This window comes from Xanthomonas sp. AC360, assembly GCF_979258225.1.
Window position 1 is genome coordinate 2,613,168 of the sequence record NZ_OZ409846.1, and the last position, 21,367, is coordinate 2,634,534.

Annotated in this window: 31 protein-coding genes; 30 read left to right on the plus strand and 1 reads right to left on the minus strand. The window is 60.7% G+C overall.

Annotated features, from left to right (window positions below; all coding sequences use genetic code 11):
• Positions 1 to 6: 6 nt before the first annotated feature.
• The 29 genes from tuf to ACZZ0O_RS11360 all read left to right on the plus strand — a co-directional run bounded on the left by tuf (position 7) and on the right by ACZZ0O_RS11360 (position 17,096).
• Positions 7 to 1,197, plus strand: a complete 1,191-nt coding sequence (gene tuf / locus ACZZ0O_RS11220) for an elongation factor Tu (protein WP_115527199.1) — start codon at positions 7 to 9, stop codon at positions 1,195 to 1,197.
• A gap of 462 nt (positions 1,198 to 1,659) precedes the next feature.
• Positions 1,660 to 1,971 (plus strand): 30S ribosomal protein S10, encoded by a 312-nt coding sequence (gene rpsJ, locus ACZZ0O_RS11225; protein ID WP_003486723.1) that lies wholly within the window; start codon positions 1,660 to 1,662, stop codon positions 1,969 to 1,971.
• 11 nt (positions 1,972 to 1,982) lie between these two features.
• Positions 1,983 to 2,633 (plus strand): 50S ribosomal protein L3, encoded by a 651-nt coding sequence (gene rplC, locus ACZZ0O_RS11230; RefSeq protein WP_055846123.1) that lies wholly within the window; start codon positions 1,983 to 1,985, stop codon positions 2,631 to 2,633.
• A 12-nt stretch (positions 2,634 to 2,645) separates the two neighbouring features.
• Positions 2,646 to 3,251 carry a 50S ribosomal protein L4 gene (rplD, locus tag ACZZ0O_RS11235; protein ID WP_055846344.1) on the plus strand — a complete coding sequence of 202 codons (606 nt, stop codon included), beginning with the start codon at positions 2,646 to 2,648 and terminating at the stop codon, positions 3,249 to 3,251.
• Entirely contained in the window at positions 3,248 to 3,547 is a 300-nt protein-coding gene (gene rplW, locus ACZZ0O_RS11240; protein ID WP_002811694.1) for a 50S ribosomal protein L23, read from the plus strand. Before rplD ends, rplW begins: the two co-directional genes overlap by 4 nt.
• A 10-nt stretch (positions 3,548 to 3,557) precedes the next feature.
• Complete coding sequence (gene rplB / locus ACZZ0O_RS11245; protein ID WP_003486715.1) at positions 3,558 to 4,385, plus strand: 50S ribosomal protein L2; 828 nt, start codon at positions 3,558 to 3,560, stop codon at positions 4,383 to 4,385.
• 6 nt (positions 4,386 to 4,391) lie between these two features.
• Positions 4,392 to 4,661 (plus strand): 30S ribosomal protein S19, encoded by a 270-nt coding sequence (gene rpsS, locus ACZZ0O_RS11250; protein WP_005993369.1) that lies wholly within the window; start codon positions 4,392 to 4,394, stop codon positions 4,659 to 4,661.
• Positions 4,662 to 4,673: 12 nt separating this feature from the next.
• Complete coding sequence (rplV, locus tag ACZZ0O_RS11255) at positions 4,674 to 5,009, plus strand: 50S ribosomal protein L22 (protein WP_002811686.1); 336 nt, start codon at positions 4,674 to 4,676, stop codon at positions 5,007 to 5,009.
• A 17-nt stretch (positions 5,010 to 5,026) separates the two neighbouring features.
• Positions 5,027 to 5,761, plus strand: coding sequence for a 30S ribosomal protein S3 (gene rpsC / locus ACZZ0O_RS11260; protein WP_005993372.1), 735 nt, complete (start codon positions 5,027 to 5,029; stop codon positions 5,759 to 5,761).
• Positions 5,762 to 5,766: 5 nt separating this feature from the next.
• Entirely contained in the window at positions 5,767 to 6,180 is a 414-nt protein-coding gene (gene rplP, locus ACZZ0O_RS11265; protein ID WP_003486706.1) for a 50S ribosomal protein L16, read from the plus strand.
• Positions 6,180 to 6,365: a 50S ribosomal protein L29 gene (rpmC, locus tag ACZZ0O_RS11270; protein ID WP_055846121.1), complete on the plus strand. Its 186-nt coding sequence runs from the start codon at positions 6,180 to 6,182 to the stop codon at positions 6,363 to 6,365. The genes rplP and rpmC overlap by 1 nt, the downstream gene beginning before the upstream one ends.
• 11 nt (positions 6,366 to 6,376) lie before the next feature.
• Positions 6,377 to 6,646 (plus strand): 30S ribosomal protein S17, encoded by a 270-nt coding sequence (gene rpsQ / locus ACZZ0O_RS11275; protein ID WP_005993374.1) that lies wholly within the window; start codon positions 6,377 to 6,379, stop codon positions 6,644 to 6,646.
• Between the two features lie 14 nt (positions 6,647 to 6,660).
• Positions 6,661 to 7,029 carry a 50S ribosomal protein L14 gene (rplN, locus tag ACZZ0O_RS11280; protein WP_003486699.1) on the plus strand — a complete coding sequence of 123 codons (369 nt, stop codon included), beginning with the start codon at positions 6,661 to 6,663 and terminating at the stop codon, positions 7,027 to 7,029.
• Positions 7,030 to 7,044: 15 nt separating this feature from the next.
• Positions 7,045 to 7,362: a 50S ribosomal protein L24 gene (gene rplX / locus ACZZ0O_RS11285; RefSeq protein WP_006450639.1), complete on the plus strand. Its 318-nt coding sequence runs from the start codon at positions 7,045 to 7,047 to the stop codon at positions 7,360 to 7,362.
• 11 nt (positions 7,363 to 7,373) lie between these two features.
• On the plus strand, positions 7,374 to 7,916 hold the full coding sequence (gene rplE, locus ACZZ0O_RS11290; protein WP_055846118.1) for a 50S ribosomal protein L5: 543 nt from the start codon (positions 7,374 to 7,376) through the stop codon (positions 7,914 to 7,916).
• 18 nt (positions 7,917 to 7,934) lie between these two features.
• Positions 7,935 to 8,240, plus strand: a complete 306-nt coding sequence (rpsN, locus tag ACZZ0O_RS11295) for a 30S ribosomal protein S14 (protein ID WP_005917137.1) — start codon at positions 7,935 to 7,937, stop codon at positions 8,238 to 8,240.
• Between the two features lie 204 nt (positions 8,241 to 8,444).
• Complete coding sequence (gene rpsH / locus ACZZ0O_RS11300; RefSeq protein ID WP_055846115.1) at positions 8,445 to 8,843, plus strand: 30S ribosomal protein S8; 399 nt, start codon at positions 8,445 to 8,447, stop codon at positions 8,841 to 8,843.
• Between the two features lie 15 nt (positions 8,844 to 8,858).
• Positions 8,859 to 9,386 (plus strand): 50S ribosomal protein L6, encoded by a 528-nt coding sequence (rplF, locus tag ACZZ0O_RS11305; protein ID WP_055846112.1) that lies wholly within the window; start codon positions 8,859 to 8,861, stop codon positions 9,384 to 9,386.
• 88 nt (positions 9,387 to 9,474) lie between these two features.
• Positions 9,475 to 9,834, plus strand: coding sequence for a 50S ribosomal protein L18 (gene rplR / locus ACZZ0O_RS11310; protein WP_082473395.1), 360 nt, complete (start codon positions 9,475 to 9,477; stop codon positions 9,832 to 9,834).
• Positions 9,835 to 9,992: 158 nt separating this feature from the next.
• On the plus strand, positions 9,993 to 10,535 hold the full coding sequence (gene rpsE / locus ACZZ0O_RS11315; RefSeq protein ID WP_055846109.1) for a 30S ribosomal protein S5: 543 nt from the start codon (positions 9,993 to 9,995) through the stop codon (positions 10,533 to 10,535).
• Positions 10,528 to 10,719: a 50S ribosomal protein L30 gene (gene rpmD / locus ACZZ0O_RS11320; RefSeq protein WP_006450646.1), complete on the plus strand. Its 192-nt coding sequence runs from the start codon at positions 10,528 to 10,530 to the stop codon at positions 10,717 to 10,719. Before rpsE ends, rpmD begins: the two co-directional genes overlap by 8 nt.
• Positions 10,720 to 10,723: 4 nt before the next feature.
• Positions 10,724 to 11,167: a 50S ribosomal protein L15 gene (rplO, locus tag ACZZ0O_RS11325; RefSeq protein WP_012439114.1), complete on the plus strand. Its 444-nt coding sequence runs from the start codon at positions 10,724 to 10,726 to the stop codon at positions 11,165 to 11,167.
• A gap of 7 nt (positions 11,168 to 11,174) precedes the next feature.
• A complete protein-coding gene (secY, locus tag ACZZ0O_RS11330; RefSeq protein ID WP_023902825.1) occupies positions 11,175 to 12,542 on the plus strand; it encodes a preprotein translocase subunit SecY in 1,368 nt (455 codons plus the stop codon).
• Between the two features lie 333 nt (positions 12,543 to 12,875).
• Complete coding sequence (gene rpsM, locus ACZZ0O_RS11335) at positions 12,876 to 13,232, plus strand: 30S ribosomal protein S13 (RefSeq protein WP_003486672.1); 357 nt, start codon at positions 12,876 to 12,878, stop codon at positions 13,230 to 13,232.
• Positions 13,233 to 13,242: 10 nt separating this feature from the next.
• Positions 13,243 to 13,635: a 30S ribosomal protein S11 gene (gene rpsK / locus ACZZ0O_RS11340; protein WP_003486671.1), complete on the plus strand. Its 393-nt coding sequence runs from the start codon at positions 13,243 to 13,245 to the stop codon at positions 13,633 to 13,635.
• Positions 13,636 to 13,650: 15 nt separating this feature from the next.
• On the plus strand, positions 13,651 to 14,277 hold the full coding sequence (gene rpsD / locus ACZZ0O_RS11345; protein ID WP_002811641.1) for a 30S ribosomal protein S4: 627 nt from the start codon (positions 13,651 to 13,653) through the stop codon (positions 14,275 to 14,277).
• 53 nt (positions 14,278 to 14,330) lie between these two features.
• Entirely contained in the window at positions 14,331 to 15,329 is a 999-nt protein-coding gene (locus tag ACZZ0O_RS11350; RefSeq protein WP_002811635.1) for a DNA-directed RNA polymerase subunit alpha, read from the plus strand.
• A gap of 180 nt (positions 15,330 to 15,509) precedes the next feature.
• On the plus strand, positions 15,510 to 15,893 hold the full coding sequence (gene rplQ / locus ACZZ0O_RS11355; RefSeq protein WP_003486665.1) for a 50S ribosomal protein L17: 384 nt from the start codon (positions 15,510 to 15,512) through the stop codon (positions 15,891 to 15,893).
• A gap of 684 nt (positions 15,894 to 16,577) precedes the next feature.
• A complete protein-coding gene (locus ACZZ0O_RS11360) occupies positions 16,578 to 17,096 on the plus strand; it encodes a disulfide bond formation protein B (RefSeq protein WP_463590798.1) in 519 nt (172 codons plus the stop codon).
• Between the two features lie 443 nt (positions 17,097 to 17,539).
• Here ACZZ0O_RS11360 and ACZZ0O_RS11365 read toward each other — a convergent pair whose 3' ends face one another.
• A complete protein-coding gene (locus ACZZ0O_RS11365; protein WP_463590799.1) occupies positions 17,540 to 19,663 on the minus strand; it encodes a TonB-dependent receptor in 2,124 nt (707 codons plus the stop codon).
• A 245-nt stretch (positions 19,664 to 19,908) separates the two neighbouring features.
• Here ACZZ0O_RS11365 and ACZZ0O_RS11370 point away from each other — a divergent pair, with 245 nt between their 5' ends.
• Positions 19,909 to 21,306, plus strand: coding sequence for a class II 3-deoxy-7-phosphoheptulonate synthase (locus tag ACZZ0O_RS11370; RefSeq protein WP_463590800.1), 1,398 nt, complete (start codon positions 19,909 to 19,911; stop codon positions 21,304 to 21,306).
• Positions 21,307 to 21,367 lie beyond the last annotated feature (61 nt).

The window sequence follows — 21,367 nt, forward strand, 5'->3', positions numbered from 1 at the left end:
CAAGTCATGGCAAAAGCTAAATTCGAGCGCAACAAGCTGCACGTCAATGTCGGTACCATTGGTCACGTTGACCATGGCAAGACCACGTTGACCGCTGCGCTGACCAAGATCGGTGCTGAGCGTTTCGGTGGTGAGTTCAAGGCGTACGACGCGATCGACGCAGCGCCGGAAGAGAAGGCGCGTGGTATCACGATCTCGACCGCCCACGTCGAATACGAATCCCCGAACCGTCACTACGCACACGTTGACTGCCCCGGCCACGCCGACTACGTCAAGAACATGATCACCGGCGCTGCGCAGATGGACGGCGCGATTCTGGTGTGTTCGGCCGCTGACGGCCCGATGCCGCAGACCCGTGAGCACATCCTGCTGTCGCGTCAGGTTGGCGTGCCGCACATCGTGGTGTTCCTGAACAAGGCTGACATGGTCGACGACGCCGAGCTGCTCGAGCTGGTCGAAATGGAAGTGCGCGAGCTGCTGAGCAAGTACGACTTCCCGGGCGACGACACCCCGATCATTCATGGTTCGGCGCGTCTTGCGCTGGACGGTGATCAGAGCGAAATCGGCGTGCCGGCGATCCTGAAGCTGGTCGATGCACTGGACAGCTTCATTCCGGATCCGACCCGCGACGTGGACCGCCCGTTCCTGATGCCGGTCGAAGACGTGTTCTCGATCTCCGGCCGCGGCACCGTGGTGACCGGTCGTATCGAGCGCGGCATCATCAAGGTTGGCGACGAAATCGAAATCGTCGGTATCCGCGATACGCAGAAGACCACCGTCACCGGTGTGGAAATGTTCCGCAAGCTGCTGGATCAGGGTCAGGCAGGCGACAACGCCGGTCTGCTGCTGCGCGGCACCAAGCGTGACGACGTCGAGCGCGGCCAGGTGCTGTGCAAGCCGGGTTCGATCAAGCCGCATACCGAGTTTGAAGCCGAAGTTTACGTGCTGTCCAAGGATGAGGGTGGTCGTCATACGCCGTTCTTCAAGGGCTACCGTCCGCAGTTCTACTTCCGTACCACCGACATCACTGGCGCCTGCCAGCTGCCGGAAGGCGTGGAAATGGTGATGCCGGGCGACAACGTGAAGATGGTCGTGACGCTGATCAACCCGGTCGCGATGGATGAAGGTCTGCGCTTCGCAATTCGCGAAGGCGGCCGGACCGTCGGCGCCGGCGTGGTTGCCAAGATCGTCAAGTAAGCAATGCCTGCAGTTCGGCGGCCCTGGCCGCCGGCGCAAATGAAAAAGGGTCGGCGCAAGCCGGCCCTTTTTTGGTAGCAGGTAGGCCAGGTGGGCGAGAAGCAGGATTAATTGAATGGACGCTTGCGCACCTAAACATCGCTCGCTATAATGCGCGGCTCGGTGTCCCTGGGTAGGGCGCTGAGTTCACAGCGAAAAGAACGGCAGGAAGCCGCTCGTGTTCGCCAGACCGGGAAGGTCGCGTTGCATGGAGCACTCAACAACTCAGTCGTTGTTGACCGTGCTCTAGCTGCGCATTATACTTTTCCGTCTGGGCAGGCCGGTTTACCGGGCTGCCTCAGTTTTTGGGCGGAGGAAAGCCCTCGTCGGCAGGATGTCTGGCGATTTCACCAATGCAGGAATACCGGGGCAGGTATCCCAGAGGCCTTGCCCGTCGCTCTTTTAACGAAGGAAGCTTCCGTCATGTCGGAACAAAAGATCCGGATTCGGTTGAAGGCGTTCGATCATCGTTTGATCGACCGTTCGGCCAGCGAGATCGTCGAAACGGCTAAGCGGACCGGCGCGCAAGTGCGTGGCCCGATCCCGTTGCCGACCAAGATCGAACGTTACACCATCCTCGTATCCCCGCATGCCGACAAGGATGCGCGTGACCAATACGAAACCCGCACGCACAAGCGTGTGCTCGATATCGTCGACCCGAACGACAAGACCGTGGACGCGCTGATGAAGCTCGAACTCGCGGCTGGCGTCGACGTACAGATCAAGTTGACCTGAGGACTACGACCATGACGAAGAAATATTCGTTGGGCTTCGTAGGCCGCAAGGCTGGCATGAGCCGCGTCTTCACTGAAGATGGCCGCTCCGTGCCGGTTACGCTGATCGAAGCAACTCCGAACCGCATCGCGCAGATCAAGACCGTTGAAACCGACGGCTACAGCGCAGTGCAGATTACCGTTGGCGCGCGTCGCGCCGCACTGGTCAACAAGCCAGCCTCCGGTCACTTCGCCAAGGCGAAGGTCGAAGCGGGTCGCGGCTTGTGGGAATTCCGCGTTGAAGATGCGCAGCTCGGCGATTTCGCCGTCGGCGGCGAAATCAAGGCGGACATCTTCGAGGTCGGCCAAAAGGTCGACGTCCAGGGCGTCACCAAGGGTAAGGGTTTCCAGGGCACCATCAAGCGCTACAACTTCCGTATGGGCGATGCAACTCACGGTAACTCGCTGTCGCATCGCGCGCCGGGTTCGTTGGGTCAGCGCCAGACCCCGGGTCGCGTTTTCCCGGGTAAGAAGATGTCGGGCCACATGGGCGCCGTGCAGCAAAGCACGCTGAACCTGGAAGTGGTCAAGGTCGACGTCGAGCGTGGTCTGATTGCTATCCGCGGCGCCGTGCCTGGCGCAGCTGGTGGTGACGTGATCGTCCGTCCGGCGAGCAAGGCATAAGGAGAGATGACGATGGAACTCGTTATCACGGGTAGCAATAACAAGGTCTCGGTCTCCGATGCCGTGTTCGGTCGCGAATTCAGCGAAGATCTGGTTCACCAGGTCGTCGTCGCTTATCGCAACGCCGGTCGCGCTGGTACCAAGGCACAGAAGACGCGTTCGGAAGTTGCGGGCACGACCAAGAAGTCGAAGAAGCAGAAGGGCGGCGGTGCGCGTCATGGCGCGTTGACGGCTCCGATCTTCGTCGGCGGCGGCGTGACCTTCGCGGCCAAGCCGCGCAGCTTCGAGCAGAAAGTCAACCGCAAGATGTACCGTGCGGCCATCTGCGCGATCTTCTCTGAGCTTAATCGCCAGGGTCGCCTGATGATCGTCGATGCGTTCGACGTCGAAACCACCAAGACCCAGGGTCTGATCGAGAAGTTGAAGGGACTGGATGTGGGCAAGCGCCCGCTGATCGTCACCGAAGAAGCTTCCGAGCACCTGTATCTGTCCGCTCGCAATCTGCCGTATGTGCAGGTGCGTGATGTGCAGGGTCTGGATCCGGTCGCTTTGGTTGGGGCCGATACGGTCGTGATCACCGCCGATGCGGTCAAGAAGATCGAGGAGTGGCTGGCATGAGCAGCAACGAAAAAATCTTCAGCGTGCTGCGTGCTCCGCGAGTCTCTGAAAAGACCGCGCGCCTGCAGGAAATCTCCAACCAGTATGTCTTCGAAGTTTCGAACGAAGCCACCAAGGCCGATGTAAAGGCCGCGGTTGAGCAGCTGTTCGACGTCAAGGTCAAGGCAGTCAACGTGGTCAACGTCAAGGGCAAGAGCAAGTCCTTCCGTAACCGTGCTGGCAGCCGTGGCAATTGGCGCAAGGCGTACGTCCGCCTGGTTGATGGTCAGTCCATCGACGTAACGGCCAAGGCCTGAGGTCCATCCCATGCCATTGATGAAGTTCAAACCCACCTCTCCCGGCCGTCGTTCCGCCGTGCGCGTGGTTACTCCCGATCTGCACAAGGGCGCACCGCACGCGGCGCTGCTCGATTCGCAGAGCAAGTCCGGTGGTCGTAACCACCATGGCCGCATCACCGTGCGTCACGTCGGTGGTGGTCATAAGCAGCACTACCGCATCATCGACTTCAAGCGCAACAAGGAAGGTATTCCGGCGCGTGTGGAGCGGATCGAATACGATCCGAACCGTACCGCTCATATCGCCCTGCTGTGCTATGTCGACGGCGAGCGTCGCTACATCATCGCCCCCAAGGGCTTGAAGGCTGGCGACCAGGTTATTGCCGGTGCCAATGCACCGATCAAGACCGGTAACACGCTGCCGCTGCGTAACATCCCGGTCGGTACGACGGTGCACGGTATCGAGCTGAAGCCGGGTAAGGGCGCTCAGATCGCACGTGCTGCCGGTGCAGCCGTCCAGCTGGTCGCTCGCGAAGGCATCTATGCCACGCTGCGTCTGCGCTCGGGCGAAATGCGCAAGGTGCCTGTCGAATGCCGTGCCACCATCGGTGAAGTCGGCAACGACGAGCACAACCTCGAGAAGTTGGGCAAGGCCGGCGCCAAGCGTTGGCGCGGTGTTCGCCCGACCGTTCGCGGTGCGGCCATGAACCCGGTCGATCACCCGCACGGTGGTGGTGAAGCGAAGGCTGGTCAGGGTAATCCGCATCCGGTCACCCCGTGGGGTGTTCCGACCAAGGGTTACAAGACGCGCAAGAACAAGCGCACCCAGCAATTCATCGTCCGCGATCGTAGGGGCTAATCGACCATGGCACGTTCACTTAAGAAGGGCCCGTTCGTCGATCACCACCTTGCAAAGAAGGTGGAGTCCGCTGCGGGTAGCAAGAAGCCGATCAAGACCTGGTCGCGCCGTTCGATGATCCTGCCGGAAATGGTAGGCATCACCATCGCCGTGCATAACGGCAAGAACCACATTCCGGTGCTCGTCAACGAGAATATGGTCGGCCACAAGCTCGGCGAATTTGCCGTCACCCGGACCTTCAAGGGTCACGGTGGCGACAAGAAGTCGAGCAGGTAAGGAGAGATGACGATGGAAGCGAAAGCAATCCTGCGCACCGCGCGCATCTCCCCGCAGAAGGCCCGCCTGGTCGCTGACCAGGTGCGTGGTTTGTCCGCCGAGCGTGCGGTCAATCTGCTGAAGTTCTCGGACAAAAAGGCTGCACACCTGATCAAAAAGGTTGTGGAGTCGGCTATTGCCAATGCCGAGAACAATCAGGGCGCGGATGTCGACGAGCTGAAGGTCAAGACCATCATGGTTGATGAAGGTCCGTCCCTGAAGCGTTTCATGGCGCGGGCGAAAGGCCGCGGTACCCGCATCCTCAAGCGCACCAGTCACATCACTGTGATTGTTGGCGCCGCCAAGTAAGCGGAAAGGAAAAGACCATGGGTCATAAAGTTCATCCGACTGGAATCCGTCTTGGTATCTCCAAAGACTGGAATTCCAAGTGGTACGCAAACAAGGGCGATTTCGCTGCCTATCTGGCAGCCGACCTGAAAGTGCGTGAAATGCTGCGCAAGAAACTCGCGCAGGCAGGTGTCAGCAAGATCTTGATCGAGCGCCCTGCCAAAACCGCCCGCGTGACGATTCATACTGCCCGTCCGGGCGTGGTGATCGGCAAGCGTGGCGAGGACATCGAAAAGCTGCGTAAGGAAGTGAGCGAGCTGATGGGCGTTCCGGCGCACATCAACGTCACCGAAGTGCGCAAGCCGGAGCTGGATGCGCAGCTGGTCGCTGAATCGATCGCGCAGCAGCTTGAGCGTCGCATCATGTTCCGCCGCGCAATGAAGCGCTCGGTCGGTAACGCGATGCGCTTGGGTGCCCTGGGCATCAAGGTCAATGTGGCTGGCCGCCTCAACGGTGCAGAAATCGCCCGTTCGGAGTGGTACCGCGAAGGCCGCGTGCCGCTGCACACGCTACGTGCCGACATTGATTACGGTTTTGCCGAGGCGTCCACGACGTACGGCATCATCGGCATCAAGGTCTGGATCTATAAGGGCGAAGTCTTCGACTTCTCTCAGGTTGGCCAGGAAAAGCAGGACGACAGCCCGCGCAACGATCGTAACGATCGCGGCGACCGTGGTGACCGCCCGTCGCGCCCGGCTCGTGAAGCGAGGTAACGGCAATGTTGCAACCCAAGCGAACCAAATATCGCAAGATGCACAAGGGCCGCAATGACGGCCTGGCATGGAGCGGAAACGCCGTCAGCTTCGGCGAATACGGTCTCAAGGCCACGGCGCACGGTCAGCTGACCGCACGCCAGATTGAAGCAGCACGCCGCACGATCAGCCGCCACGTCAAAAAGGGCGGCAAGATGTGGATCCGTGTGTTCCCCGACAAGCCGATCACCAAGAAGCCGATCGAAGTCCGCATGGGCTCCGGTAAGGGCAACGTGGAGTACTGGGTCGCGCAGATTCAGCCGGGCCGCATGATCTATGAAATCGAGGGTATTCCCGAAGAGACCGCACGTGAGGCGTTCCGCCTTGCCGCTGCCAAGCTCTCGGTGACGACCACTTTCGTGACCCGGACGGTGCGCTGATGGATATCAAACAACTCCGCGAGAAGTCGGCTGACGAACTGAAGGCCCACCTGACCGATCTGCGTAAGGAGCAGTTCTCGCTCCGCATGCAGCAGGTCACCGGCCAGCTGCCGAAGACCCACGATACCCGCCGGGTGCGCCGCGAGATTGCTCGCGTCAAGCACCTGCTCGGCAGCACCAAGTAAGGACGGCCGCGATGAGCGACAACAACGAAAAGCAAGCGCTGCGCACGGTCGAAGGCCGTGTCGTCAGCAACAAGATGGACAAGACGGTCACCGTGTTGGTGGAGCGCCAGGTCAAGCATGCTCTGTACGGTAAGTACATCAAGCGTTCGACCAAGCTGCACGCACACGATGCCGACAATGCCTGTAATGAAGGCGACGTCGTGCGTGTGACCGAGATTGCTCCAATGTCCAAGACCAAGAACTGGCGGGTGGTCGAAATCGTCACCCGTTCGGCCGGCTAAGGGAGATCTGAATCATGATCCAGATGCAGAGCTACCTCGATGTGGCCGACAATTCGGGTGCCAAGGAAGTGATGTGCATCAAGGTGCTGGGCGGCTCGAAGCGCCGCTACGCACACATTGGCGACATCATCAAGGTGACCGTCAAGGACGCCATTCCGCGTGGCAAGGTCAAGAAAGGCGAAGTCTACGACGCCGTCGTGGTGCGTACCCGCAAGGGTGTGCGCCGTCCCGACGGTTCGTTGATCCGCTTCGATGGCAATGCCGCTGTGCTGTTGAACAATAAGCAGGAGCCGATCGGGACCCGCATCTTCGGGCCGGTGACGCGCGAGCTGCGTTCCGAGAAGTTCATGAAGATCGTCTCGCTCGCTCCCGAAGTGCTGTGAGCGGAGGACATACACATGGCTAACCGTATCAAGAAGGGCGACCAGGTCGTCATCAACACCGGCAAGGACAAGGGTAAGCAGGGTGAAGTTGTGCGTGTGGATGGCGATCGCGTGATCGTCTCCAATGCCAACATCATCAAGCGCCACACCAAGCCGAACCCGCAGGCGGGTGTCGCCGGCGGCGTGGTCGAGCGTGAAGCGTCGATCCATATCTCCAACGTCAATATCGTCAACCCGGCAACGGGCAAGGGCGAGCGCGTTGGCTTCAAGGTGCTGGAGGATGGACGCAAATTGCGTGTGTTCCGCTCCAGCGGTGAGGCGCTCGACGCCTGAGGAATGAGATCATGAACACTCGTCTCGAAAAGTTTTACAAGGAAAACGTGGTGCCGGCCCTGATGAAGGAATTCGGTTACTCCAATCCGATGGAAGTGCCGAAGCTGGTCAAGGTCACGCTCAACATGGGCGTGGGCGAGGCGGCTACCAACAAGAAGATTCTTGAAAATGCGGTCGCCGACATGTCCAAGATCTCCGGTCAAAAGCCGGTGGTCACCAAGTCGCGCGTTTCGGTCGCATCGTTCAAGATTCGTGACGGTTGGCCGATCGGCTGCAAGACCACCTTGCGTCGCGCCAAGATGTACGAGTTCCTGGATCGCCTGATCAACATCTCGTTGCCGCGCGTGCGCGACTTCCGTGGTGTGTCCGGTCGTTCCTTCGACGGTCGTGGCAACTTCAACATGGGTGTGAAGGAACAGATCATCTTCCCGGAAATCGACTTCGACGCCGTCGACGCGATTCGCGGTATGGATATCGCCATCACCACCACCGCCAAGACGGATGCGGAAGCGAAGGCGCTGCTGGCAGCGTTCAAGTTCCCGTTCCGTAACTGACCGTCGAGGACATCCGAAATGGCAAAGACCTCCATGATCCACCGCGACATCAAGCGTGCAAAGTTGGCGAAGAAATTCGCCGGCAAGCGTGATGCGCTGAAGAAGATCCTCTCCAGTCAGGATGCGTCCTACGAAGAGAAGATCGATGCTTCGACCAAGTTGCAGAAGCTGCCGCGCGATTCGTCGCCGAGCCGCCACCGCAACCGTTGCGAGCTGTCCGGTCGTCCGCGCGGTGTGTACCGCAAGTTCGGTCTGGGTCGCAACATGCTCCGCAAGGCCACGATGAACGGTGACGTTCCGGGTCTGCGTAAGGCAAGCTGGTAACAGCATTCCGGCCGTTCGCGGCCGGTTTGAGCAGGATTGTTCTGTTCAACAAGGGAGTCCGACGCAAGTCGGGCTCTTTTGTCGTATACTTCCGCTTCTGTCTTGCCCGTACGGGCTCGGCGTAGCGTCAAGGGTCCTGGCCCATCCCCAGGAAAACACAAGATTTTCGCGAAAGCGGATATCGGTGCACTCAAAGGTACTCACATGAGCATGACTGATCCCATCGCCGACCTGCTGGTTCGCATCAAGAATGCGGCCGCGGTTGGTAAGCAGACGGTGAAATTGCCGTCATCCAAGATCAAGGTTGCGATCGCCCAAGTCCTGAAGGACGAGGGTTACATCACCGACCTGCGCGTAACGGCCACCGAGAACAATAAATCGGAGCTGGAAATCGTGCTGAAGTATTTCGAAGGCCGTCCGGTCATCGAGTCCCTGAAGCGTTTCTCGCGCTCGGGTCTGCGTCAGTACCGCGGCAAGACCGAGCTGCCCAAGGTCCTCGGTGGCCTGGGTATCGCCATCATCTCCACGTCGAAGGGCATCATGACCGATGCGCAGGCTCGCGAAGCCGGCGTTGGTGGTGAAGTCCTGTGCTTCGTGGCCTAAGGGAAGGAATCGAACATGTCCCGTGTAGCCAAGAAGCCTGTGTCCCTTCCGAAGGGTGTTGAGCTCAACGTCCAGCCTGAGCTGGTTAGCGTCAAGGGCCCGAAGGGCACGTTGACCCTGCCGAAGCCGGTTGGCGTGGAAATCGCCATCGACGGCGATGTTGCAACCCTGTCGGCCAACGATCCGTCGCAGCTCGCCATCACCGGCACCGTGCGCGCCATCCTTGCCAATATGGTCAAGGGTGTGTCCGAAGGTTTCGAGCGCAAGCTCGAGCTGGTCGGCGTCGGTTACCGTGCTGCCATGCAGGGCAAGGATCTGAGCCTGGCGCTCGGTTTCTCGCACCCGCTGGTGTTCGTGGCGCCGGAAGGCATCACGCTGTCGACCCCGACCCAGACCGAAATTTTGGTCCAGGGCGCCGACAAGCAGCGCGTCGGCGAAGTCGCCGCCAAGATTCGCGGTTTCCGTCCGCCGGAGCCCTACAAGGGCAAGGGTGTGAAGTACGCCGGTGAAGTCATCATTCGCAAGGAAGCCAAGAAGGCTTAATGGCGAGTCCCTCGCAAGAGCCCGCACATCCATGTGCGGACTTTTAACAGGAGCGCGCTTTCCCTTCAGCTTCCGTAGGATAAATATCATGAGCATCAACAAGAACATCGCCCGTCTGCGTCGCGCCAAATCCACCCGCTCGCACATCCGCGAACTGGGTGTCGCCCGTCTGTCGGTGCTGCGCACCGGTCAGCACCTGTATGCACAGGTCTTCACTGCCGATGGTTCCAAGGTGATCGCTGCGGCGAATACCCTGCAGGCCGACGTCAAGGATGGTCTGAAGAACGGCAAGAACAGCGATGCAGCCGTCAAGGTTGGCAGGTTGATCGCCGAGCGCGCCAAGGCTGCCGGTATCGAGAAGGTCGCATTCGATCGCTCGGGCTACCGCTACCACGGCCGCATCAAGGCGCTGGCCGATGCAGCTCGCGAAGGCGGCCTGCAGTTCTAAGCACTGCTGCGGATGTGGCCATCGGCTGCATCCGCGTTTCCGCCGGCAGGGAGATGCCGGACCGTCCCGTTCTTTTGCAACGGCTACGGGAACACCGTTTCACTCCACAACCATAAGCGGCCTAGAGCCGTACATACTCAATCAATCAAGGAATCAAGATGGCAGAAGAACGTGCACCGCGGGGTCGTGATCGCGACCGTAACCGTGAAGAGAAAGTCGACGATGGCATGATCGAAAAGCTGGTCGCGGTTAATCGCGTCAGCAAGACGGTCAAGGGCGGTCGTCAGTTCACCTTTACCGCGCTGACCGTGGTCGGCGATGGTCTGGGCAAGGTTGGTTTCGGTTATGGCAAGGCTCGCGAAGTGCCGGTCGCCATCCAGAAGTCGATGGAACAGGCGCGCAAGAACCTGGCCAGCGTCGATCTGAATAACGGCACCTTGTGGCACGCCGTCAAGTCCGGCCATGGCGCAGCGCGTGTTTACATGCAGCCCGCTTCGGAAGGTACTGGTGTCATTGCTGGTGGCGCCATGCGCGCTGTGCTGGAAGCGGTTGGCGTGAAGAACGTGCTGGCCAAGGCGGTTGGTTCGCGTAATCCGATCAACCTGGTCCGTGCAACCCTGAAGGGTCTGTCGGAAGTGCAGTCGCCGACGCGTGTTGCGGCCAAGCGCGGCAAGAAGGTGGAGGAGCTCAACCATGGCTAAGGACACTGGCAAGACTGTGAAGGTGCGCCTGGTGCGTGGCCTGCGTGGTACCCAGTCGCGTCACCGCTTGTCGGTGCATGCGTTGGGCCTGAATAAGATCAACGATGTGCGTGAACTCAAGGACAGCCCGCAGGTGCGTGGCCTGATCAATACGGTTCACTACCTCGTCAAGGTTGAGGACTAATCCAATGACTATGCATCTCAATGACCTCAAGCCCGCCGATGGCGCCCGTACCGAGCGTACGCGTGTCGGTCGCGGCATCGGTTCTGGCCTTGGCAAGACCTGTGGCCGTGGCCACAAGGGCTCGTTCGCGCGTAAGGGCGGCGGCAAGATCAAGGCTGGCTTTGAAGGTGGCCAGACTCCGATGCAGCGTCGTCTGCCGAAGATCGGTTTCCGCTCCAAGATGGCGCGCGACAGCGCAGAAGTGCTGTCCTACCAGCTGGATAAGCTGGAAGCAGGTGAAATCGACTTTGCAGCGCTGCGTGCGGCCAATCTGGTCCCGAGCCGCGCCAAGAAGGCGAAGATCGTGCTGAAGGGCGAGCTGAGCAAGAAGTTCGTGCTGAAGGGCGTTGCGGCTACCGCAGGCGCCAAGGCAGCAATCGAAGCTGCCGGCGGCAGCGTAGAGGAGTAATCGGCAGATGGCGCAGGCTGGCATTGGTAACCTCGGTGGCGGGCTCGGCAAGTTCACGGAACTTCGTCAGCGGCTACTGTTCGTCCTCGGGGCATTGATCGTCTATCGCATCGGCTGCTATGTGCCGGTGCCGGGCGTGAATCCCGATGCCATGCTTTCGTTGATGCAGGCGCAGGGTGGCGGCATCGTGGACATGTTCAACATGTTCTCGGGCGGCGCCCTGCACCGTTTCAGCATTTTTGCATTGAACGTCATGCCGTACATTTCGGCATCGATCGTTATTCAGTTGGCCACGCACATCTTTCCCGCCCTCAAGGCGATGCAGAAGGAAGGCGAGTCCGGTCGACGCAAGATCACCCAATATTCGCGTATCGGCGCGGTGCTTCTGGCAGTAGTGCAGGGCGGCAGTATTGCGCTCGCGCTGCAGAATCAGACGGCGCCAGGCGGCGCTCCGGTTGTCTACGCGCCAGGCATGGGCTTCGTGCTGACCGCAGTGATTGCGTTGACCGCCGGCACTATCTTTTTGATGTGGGTTGGCGAGCAGGTTACCGAGCGCGGTATCGGTAACGGCGTGTCGCTGATCATCTTTGCCGGCATCGTTGCTGGTCTGCCTTCGGGCGCGATTCAAACCGTCGAAGCATTCCGCGAAGGCAACCTGAGCTTCATCTCGCTGTTGCTGATCGTCATCACCATTCTGGCGTTTACGCTGTTTGTGGTATTCGTCGAACGCGGGCAACGGCGTATTACGGTCAACTACGCGCGCCGTCAGGGCGGTCGCAATGCGTATATGAATCAGACCTCGTTCCTGCCGTTGAAGCTCAATATGGCAGGCGTGATTCCGCCGATCTTCGCATCGAGCATCCTGGCATTTCCCGCCACGTTGTCGATGTGGTCCGGTCAGGCTGCGTCGGGTAGTGGTGTAGGTTCGTGGCTGCAGAAGATCGCCAATGCGCTTGGGCCGGGTGAGCCGGTGCACATGTTGGTGTTCGCGGCACTGATCATCGGCTTCGCGTTCTTCTACACGGCGCTGGTATTCAACTCGCAGGAAACCGCCGACAACCTCAAGAAGTCTGGCGCGTTGATTCCGGGTATCCGTCCGGGCAAGGCTACCGCCGATTATGTCGATGGCGTGCTGACGCGGCTGACGGCGGCGGGTTCGTTGTACCTGGTGATCGTCTGCTTGCTGCCGGAAATCATGCGCACGCAGCTCGGCACGTCGTTTCACTTCGGCGGCACCTCGCTGTTGATTGCGGTGGTGGTGGTGATGGATTTCATTGCGCAGATCCAGGCGCACCTGATGTCGCATCAATATGAGAGCTTGCTGAAGAAGGCCAACCTGAAGGGCGGCTCGCGCGGCGGTCTCGCTCGCGGTTAAGTGGTACACTAGATCTTCATTACGTGAAGATGGCCTGGTTCCCGGGCCACGATCTTCCGATCAGAAGGGCGGCTCGCGCGACGTCTCGCGCGCGGGTGTGACGGGGTGGTCCTGTGCGGGAGTAGCACAGGCGATTCGGAGAAGTTTTCTGGATCAACACCGTCCGGCGCCGGAGCGAGGGCACACTCCCCACGCCGGGTCCATGGAACCTCTGGTTCCACGGGCTTCAAAGCAATCCGAGGCCTTGCTATAATTCCGAGTTCACTTTTTGATCCATCCTGCCGGATGGCGCCTGGGCGCTGTCGGGCCATCACTCAGTTGGAGAATCGCGTCATGGCGCGTATTGCAGGCGTCAACCTGCCAGCCCAGAAGCACGTCTGGGTCGGGTTGCAAAGCATCTACGGCATCGGCCGTACCCGTTCGAAGAAGCTCTGCGAATCCGCAGGCGTTACCTCGACCACGAAGATTCGTGATCTGTCCGAACCCGAAATCGAGCGCCTGCGCGCCGAAGTCGGCAAGTATGTCGTCGAAGGCGACCTGCGCCGCGAAATCGGTATCGCGATCAAGCGACTGATGGACCTGGGCTGCTATCGCGGTCTGCGTCATCGCCGTGGTCTCCCGCTGCGTGGTCAGCGCACCCGTACCAACGCCCGCACCCGTAAGGGTCCGCGCAAGGCGATCAGGAAGTAAGGGATAGATCATGGCAAAGCCAGCAGAAAAGAAAACGAAGAAGAAGATCAAGCGCGTCATCACTGACGGCGTCGCTCACGTCCATGCTTCGTTCAACAACACCATCGTCACCATCACCGATCGCCAGGGCAACGCCTTGTCGTGGGCTACGTCCGGCGGTGCCGGGTTCCGTGGTTCGCGTAAGTCGACCCCGTTCGCTGCTCAGGTTGCCGCCGAAAAGGCTGGCCGCGCTGCGCTCGACTACGGCGTGAAGTCGCTGGAAGTACGTATCAAGGGTCCGGGTCCGGGCCGTGAGTCGGCCGTGCGTTCGTTGAACAACGTGGGCTACAAGATCACCAACATCATCGACGTGACGCCAATCCCGCACAACGGGTGCCGTCCGCCGAAGAAGCGTCGCGTCTAAAGGGAGCGATAAGAAATGGCTCGTTATATCGGTCCTACCTGTAAGCTCGCGCGCCGTGAAGGCGCCGACCTTTCCCTCAAGAGCCCGGCGCGTGCGCTGGACTCCAAGTGCAAGCTTGAGCAGAAGCCCGGCCAACACGGCGCGGCTCGCAAGGGCAAGCTCTCCGACTACGCTACCCAGCTGCGTGAAAAGCAGAAGGTCAAGCGTATTTACGGTCTGCTGGAACGTCAGTTCCGCAACTACTACAAGAAGGCCTCGACCAAGAAGGGCAACACCGGCGAGAACCTGCTGCAGTTGTTGGAAACCCGTCTGGACAACGTCTGCTACCGCATGGGCTTTGCCGTCACCCGTCCGGCCGCGCGCCAGCTGGTGTCGCACCGTGGCGTGCTGGTCAATGGCAAGTCGGTGAATCTGGCTTCGTACCAGATCAAGGCTGGCGATGCGATCACGCTGTCGGAAAAGGCACAGAAGCAGCTCCGCGTGCAGGAAGCCCTGACCGTGGCTGAGCAGCACGACATGACGCCGTCGTGGGTCGAAGTCGATTCGAAGAAGTTCAGCGGCGTGTTCAAGGCCGTGCCGGATCGCGCTGACCTGCCTTCGGATATCAACGAAGCGCTGATCGTCGAGTTGTATTCGAAGTAATTCACATTGGAGAGCCTCCGGCACTGCCGGAGGTTCGCAGGAGACCCCGCAACATGACGGTTACCGCCAACCAGGTTCTGCGCCCTCGTGGTCCGCAGATCGAACGTCTTACCGACAACCGTGCCAAGGTCGTGATCGAGCCCTTGGAGCGCGGTTACGGGCACACGCTGGGCAATGCCCTGCGTCGTGTGCTGTTGTCGTCGATCCCCGGTTTTGCGATTACCGAGGTCGAAATCGACGGCGTGCTGCACGAGTACACCACGGTCGAGGGTTTGCAGGAAGACGTGCTTGACGTCCTGCTGAACCTGAAAGACGTGGCGATTCGGATGCACAGTGGCGACAGCGCCACGCTTTCGCTGTCCAAGCAGGGTCCGGGTACGGTCACTGCGGCCGACATCAGGACCGATCACAACGTTGAGATCATCAACGGTGACCACGTGATCTGCCACCTGACCAAAGACACCGCACTGAACATGCGTTTGAAGATCGAGCGTGGGTTCGGCTATCAGCCGGCTGCTGCACGTCGTCGTCCGGACGAAGAGACCCGTACCATCGGTCGCCTGATGCTGGATGCGTCGTTCTCGCCGGTGCGTCGCGTTGCCTACGCCGTGGAAGCTGCACGCGTCGAACAGCGCACCGACCTCGACAAGCTGGTCATCGATATCGAAACCAACGGCACGATCGATGCCGAGGAAGCCGTGCGCACCGCCGCCGACATCCTCAGCGATCAGCTGTCGGTGTTCGGTGACTTCACCCACCGCGATCGCGGTGCGGCCAAGCCGGCTGCCAGCGGCGTGGATCCGGTGCTGCTGCGCCCGATCGACGACCTCGAGCTGACCGTGCGTTCGGCCAACTGCCTCAAGGCCGAGAGCATCTACTACATCGGCGATCTGATCCAGAAGACCGAAGTGGAGCTGCTCAAGACCCCGAATCTGGGCAAGAAGTCGCTGACCGAAATCAAGGAAGTGCTGGCACAGCGCGGCCTTGCATTGGGCATGAAGCTGGAAAACTGGCCGCCGGCCGGTGTCGCCCAGCACGGCATGCTTGGTTAATGTTTCAAGGCATGGGCGTCTTCGGGCGCCCATGTTTGTTTTTCCACATCGACGGGCCAAAGCCCGCGATGACACCCGGTCGAAGGACGGCCGGTTCGGACCAACCGCAGTCCATTCAACAGCGCCAGGATGGCGACAACGTCTCTCAGTAGTCTCAACATTCCTTAGGAAATCACACTCATGCGTCACCAGAAATCCGGTCGTAAGTTCAACCGCACCAGCGCGCACCGCGAAGCCATGTTCCGCAACATGGCGGCTTCGCTGTTCAAGCACGAGCTGATCAAGACCACCTTGCCGAAGGCCAAGGAACTGCGTCGCGTCGCCGAGCCGCTGATCACCATCGGCAAGGTCGATGGCGTGGCCAATCGTCGTCTGGCGTTTGCTCGCCTGCGCGACAAGGAAGCCGTGGGCAAGCTGTTCGTCGAACTGGGCCCGCGTTACGCGACCCGTCCCGGCGGCTACCTGCGCATCCTGAAGGCCGGCTTCCGTGCCGGTGACAATGCGCCGATGGCCTATGTCGAGCTGGTCGACCGTCCGGTCGTGGCAGAAGAAGTGGCCGAGTAATCGGATCGCTTCACACAGATTCTCGAAAAAGCCCGGCTCACGCCGGGCTTTTTTATTGGGGCGTTTGGATTATCGATAGACGCGGCATGGGGTGCGCGGCTGGTTTGGTGCGCTTACGTGTCGCTGCGGTACTGCCTGCGTGGATTGAAGAATTTGCCAGTTCGTTCTGTCTGGGTTTGGAGGCAGAAATGCGAGTTTGGAGCCCGGGGAGGTCGGGGTGTGTGGGGGATAGGCGAGGCCGTAGTGGGGCGCTGGAGCGACGCGCCGCAGATCAAGTGAGAGCCACCGACGTCTTGGGCGGGGCGTGGGTCGACGGCTTGTTGTCGACTTGTTGTCGACATCCGTTGCACTCCAAAGGACCTAGTGGAAAGCGCAGAGATGGGGATGTGGCGGATTTCACGTGTAGCGCCTTCATCTGTGTCCGTGTCAGGCAGTTAGCGGTGATGTGGTCAATGTGCGTCACCTGTTCATGCCTGACCCCAATCATCATCCACGCCGAGTGATCTGGATGGCTCCCCCATCTTTGGGTTCGCCTGAGTGCTCTGCACCTAGGCGATAATGCCGACAGCACCACTAAGGTGTTGCAGCGCTTCGCAGCAGGCGCTTAGTCAGACGCATGCATCCGTGGTCACGGCGGCGGTCATGGCTGATAATCGACGCCTTGGTCCTAGGCAAGCGGTCACGATGAATCCATTCCGTTGGGGTTTCCGGGCACAGTTTCTGTTGGGGTTTGTTGCTTGCGCAGGACTGCTGGCCTACGCGATCTATGTGCAATTGCACCTTGGGCTCGAGCCTTGCCCGCTGTGTATTTTTCAGCGGATCGCGTTTGCGGCGCTGGCTGTGTTTTTCTTGCTGGGTGCGCTGCATGGGCCGCGTGCTGCCGGTGGGCGCAAGGCGTATGGCGTGCTGAGTTTCATCGCCGCCGGTGTGGGTATGGGTATTGCGGCACGGCACGTCTGGGTGCAGATCCGGCCCAAGGACATGATGTCGTCATGCGGCCCGCCGCTGAGCTTTCTGAGCGAGACGATGGGTCCGTTCGAAGTGTTCCGCACCGTGCTGACCGGCACCGGAGATTGCGGCAATATCGACTGGCGGTTTCTGGGCTTGAGCATGCCGATGTGGAGCATGGTCTGGTTCGTGTCGCTGGCCTTGTGGGCGCTGTACGCCGGCTTCAAAGCACGCCGGACGTCTGTGCATCACTGACGGACGTTGATCGCCAGCGAGAGAACTGCTCCGATGACCCGGGCAGTAGGATCGCTGCGCGAAATCGCGTTCTGTAAGCAGTCCGCTTCTGTGCGCAGTCCGCTGCGCGCTCACTCTCCGCTCGTTGGCCGTTACTCGTCGCGTGAGCCTGTGCAGTGGGTTGCGCATAGGTGATGCGGCTGGTTTGGTTGAGCACGGGGCTTTCGTGAGGTCGGCCGATTGCGTCAGCGATGGCACCTGCAGGTCCTGGGTAAGGCGCTACGTTGATGGACGTTACGGCGTGCCGAAGCGCTGAGCTTGAGCCAGCAACATGGCAGGGACAGGCGTTTGACCACTCAGATCCAATACCCTGATTTTCGTTTTGCCTGGAAAAGCAGAAGGACCCGGAATCGACCGGGTCCTTCTGCTGCGTTGCGCAGTTTCCGGTGCGCCGCGTGTTGCGCTCAGAATGTCTGCTGCAGACTCAGGTAAACACCACGGCGCGGCGCCCATTGCGGTGCGAACACGCCGATGCCGCCGCCGTCGCGTAGCTGGTAGCTGCGATCAAGCACGTTGAGAACGGCCAGCTGCGCGTGCAGCGGATGCGCGGTAAGCGCGAAATCGTGCCCGGCGCTGAGATTCAACTGGAAGTACGAGGGCAGTTCGCCGCCATTGGGCACGGTGTCGGTATCGGTGCGCAGGCCGCTGCCATAGAGGTAATTCGCACCGATCCGGCTGCTGTCGCTGATGGCGTAGTTGATGCCGCCGGAGGAGGTCAGCTTCTGGTCGTGGTCCAGATGGATCCAGTTGTTTTGCGCGTACGCCAATGCGTCCGGGTCGAAGTTGTACAGGCTGGTCAGGACCTGTTTGCCCATCGCCTTGCTGTAGGCCAGATTGAAATATGCGGTGACCGGGCCATTGCTGTAGTCAGCGCTGAACTCGGCACCACGGATGCGGCCGTTGCGGTAGTTGAAGGTGGAATAGACATAAGCGGCGCCGAACTGGCCTTCGTCCTGCAACCGGGCGGCTTTGCGGTAGTAAGTATCCAGGCCCAAAGTCAGGTGCTCTCTCACCACTTGCGAGATGCCGAGGTCGTAGTAATCGCTGCGTTCGCTGAGCGGCGTGGTCGGTCCGCCGCCGGTGGACTGCTGGTTGGTGGTGCCGTCGTACAGCGCGATATCACTGGTAGAGATCAGCTCGCTGGCAGGCGGCGTGAAGTAGCGCGCGTAGCCCGCATGCACGGTGGTGCTGTCGCTTGCTGTCCAGACCACGCCCAGGCGCGGACTGAGCTGGCCCTCGCTTGCCCCGAAGGCCTTGTAGCGGTCGCCACGCACGCCGTAGTTGACGGTCCAGTCGTCGCCGATCTTCCATTCGTCCTGCAGATACAGGGCGTACGTGCTGGCGTGGAAGCGGCTGCCATCGGCAATGAACACCGGCACGTTGCTGCTCTGGTTGCCGTCGGCATCGGCCGGGAAAACAAAGGAATTGTTGCTGGCGATGGCATGTTCAAAGTTGCCGTACAGGCCATAGCGCAGCGTGTGCGCATTGCCCCAAGGCGTGGAGAAATCCGCCTGCACCGTATTGGCGCGATTGCTGCGGTCCACCTGCGAGGCGATGCCGTTGAAGATCAGATCGCCGGCCACATCGGGCGAGAAGGCGACGCTGCTGTAACGCTGGCCAGCCGACAGCTGATAGCTGGTGTCGCCGAGCGTGCCCTGCAGTGCCAAGGTGCCAAAACGGGTGGTTTCGCGCTGGTTTTCGTCCAGGCGCGAGGAGTCGAAATCGGTGGTGCCAAGGTAATCGAAGGCCGGAGTCTGGCCGGGATTATTGGGAATCTGAAAGCGATTGTTGGCATAGCCCACCAACAGGCTGAGACGGGTGTTTTCGTCGATCAGATAGCTCAGATCGGCAAAGCCTTTGCCCTGATGGGTCTTGTCGTGTTCGGGCGAGCGGCTGTCGACCGGGTTTTCCAGGCCGTGGCTGTTCTGTTCGTAGTCGCCGGTCACGAACCAGCTCCAGCGCCCACTGCTTCCCCACAGCGAGGCGTTCGGATTGACGGTGTCGTAGGAGCCGCCGGTGATGCCGACGCTGCCGCCATTGCCCAGCTCGGCGCCGTTCTTGGTGGTGATGTCGACAACTGCGGCGGTGCGGTCGCCGAACTGCGCGGGCAAGGCGCCATCGAGCAGTTTGAGGTTCTTGATGATGCGCGGCTCCAGGCTCTGGCCGAAGCCGGAGATGGATTCGGGCAGCATCACGCCATTGATGCGGTACTGCAGGTTGGCGTGATCGCCGCGCACGTGAATGCCGCCGTACGAGTCCTGTACCACGCCCGGCGCCTGCAGCAGCACCTGGTTGAGCGGTGTGGAGGCGCCGAGGGGGAGGCGGTCTATGTCTTCGGCAGTGATGCTGTACTGGCTGCTGCCGATATCCGGGGACAAGGCGTTGCGCGCCGCCTCGAGCTTGGCGATGACGTTGACGGTGTCCAGATCGGTGGTTTTGTCGGCAACGGCATCTGCGGCGATTGCGGTACCGGCACAGGAAGACAGCAGGATGGAAACGATGGCGGCTGGGAGGCGGCGAGGGGTCATGGCGGTCGCAGGACGGCTGGGGAGGAGGGTGTTACCTCGTAACATTCTGCTTACGGGCGGGCGCTAGCGTAGGCCGAAAGTCATGCCTGTCCCGACGGCTTTGCTTGCGGTTCAGTCGCTCGCGACCGCTTGGCAGGCATTGCCGCGCCAAAAGTGCTTTCGTCCCTGGGCGGCATCGGTGCAGAGCGCTTTGCGGGACGCGCCGGCTCTGCCACCATCGCAGGCTGTCCAGGAGTGCTGTTGCCATGAATCTTTCCGCCCCTTCTCCCGTTTCCGATTCCGCTGCCTCCGTGTGGGCGCCCGGTAGCTGGCGTGGCAAACCCGCGCTGCAGCTGCCGGTGTATCCGGATCAAGTTGCACTGCAGAGCGCCATGGACGAGTTGGGGCAGTTGCCACCGTTGGTGACCTCCTGGGAGATCTTCGCGCTCAAACGCCAGCTGGCAGAAGCGCAGGAGGGCAAGCGCTTCCTGCTGCAGGGCGGCGATTGTGCGGAGAACTTCAGCGATTGCGAGTCGGGCACGATCTCCAATCGGCTGAAAGTGCTGCTGCAAATGAGCCTGGTGCTGGTGCATGGCCTGCACCTGCCAGTGGTGCGGGTAGGGCGCTTTGCCGGGCAGTACGCCAAGCCGCGATCGGCCGATACCGAAACGCGCGATGGCGTGACCTTGCCCAGCTACCGCGGCGATGTGATCAATGCGCCGGCCTTCACTGAAGCGGCGCGTGTGCCTGACCCGTGCCGCATGATCACCGCGCACTCGCGTTCGGCGATGACGATGAACTTCGTACGCGCGTTGATCGATGGCGGCTTCGCCGACCTGCATCACCCCGAATACTGGAATCTGGATTGGGTGGGCTATTCGCCGCTGGCGGCGGATTACCAGAAGATGGTGGCGTCGATCGGCGATGCAGTGCGCTTCATGGAAACCCTGTCCGGATCGGAGGTGTACAACCTCAATCGCATCGATTTCTATACGTCTCACGAAGCATTGTTGCTGCCGTACGAAGAAGGCCTGACCCGGCAGGTGCCGCGCCAGTGGGGCTGGTTCAATCTCAGCACGCACTACCCGTGGATCGGCATGCGTACCGCGGCGCTGGATGGCGCGCACGTGGAGTATCTGCGTGGCGTGCGCAATCCGATCGCGATCAAGGTGGGGCCGTCGGTGCAGCCGGACCAGTTGCTGCGCCTGATCGATGTGCTCAATCCGGAAGACGAACCTGGCCGCCTGAGCTTCATCCATCGCATGGGTGCCACGCAGATTGCCGAGAAACTGCCCCCGTTGCTGGATGCGGTCAAGCGCGATGGCCGACGGGTGCTATGGGTCTGCGATGCGATGCATGGCAACACCGAAAGTACCGGAAATGGCTATAAAACAAGGCGTTTCGACAATATTCGCAGCGAAGTGGAAACCTCGTTCGATCTGCATGCGGCGGCCGGCACGCGGCTGGGTGGCGTGCATCTGGAACTCACCGGCGAAGATGTCACCGAATGCACTGGCGGCGCGCGCGAGTTGACCGAGCGCGATCTGGAGCGTGCGTATCGCTCCAGCGTGGACCCGCGCTTGAACTATGAGCAGTCGCTGGAAATTGCGATGGCGATCGTGCGCAAGCAGCAACAGGTGGCATCGCAGCCGCTGGGCGCGTGACCGCATTGTGCGCATGACGTGATGCTCATGCCGCATGCGGCATGCTCTTGCAGCCATCCCT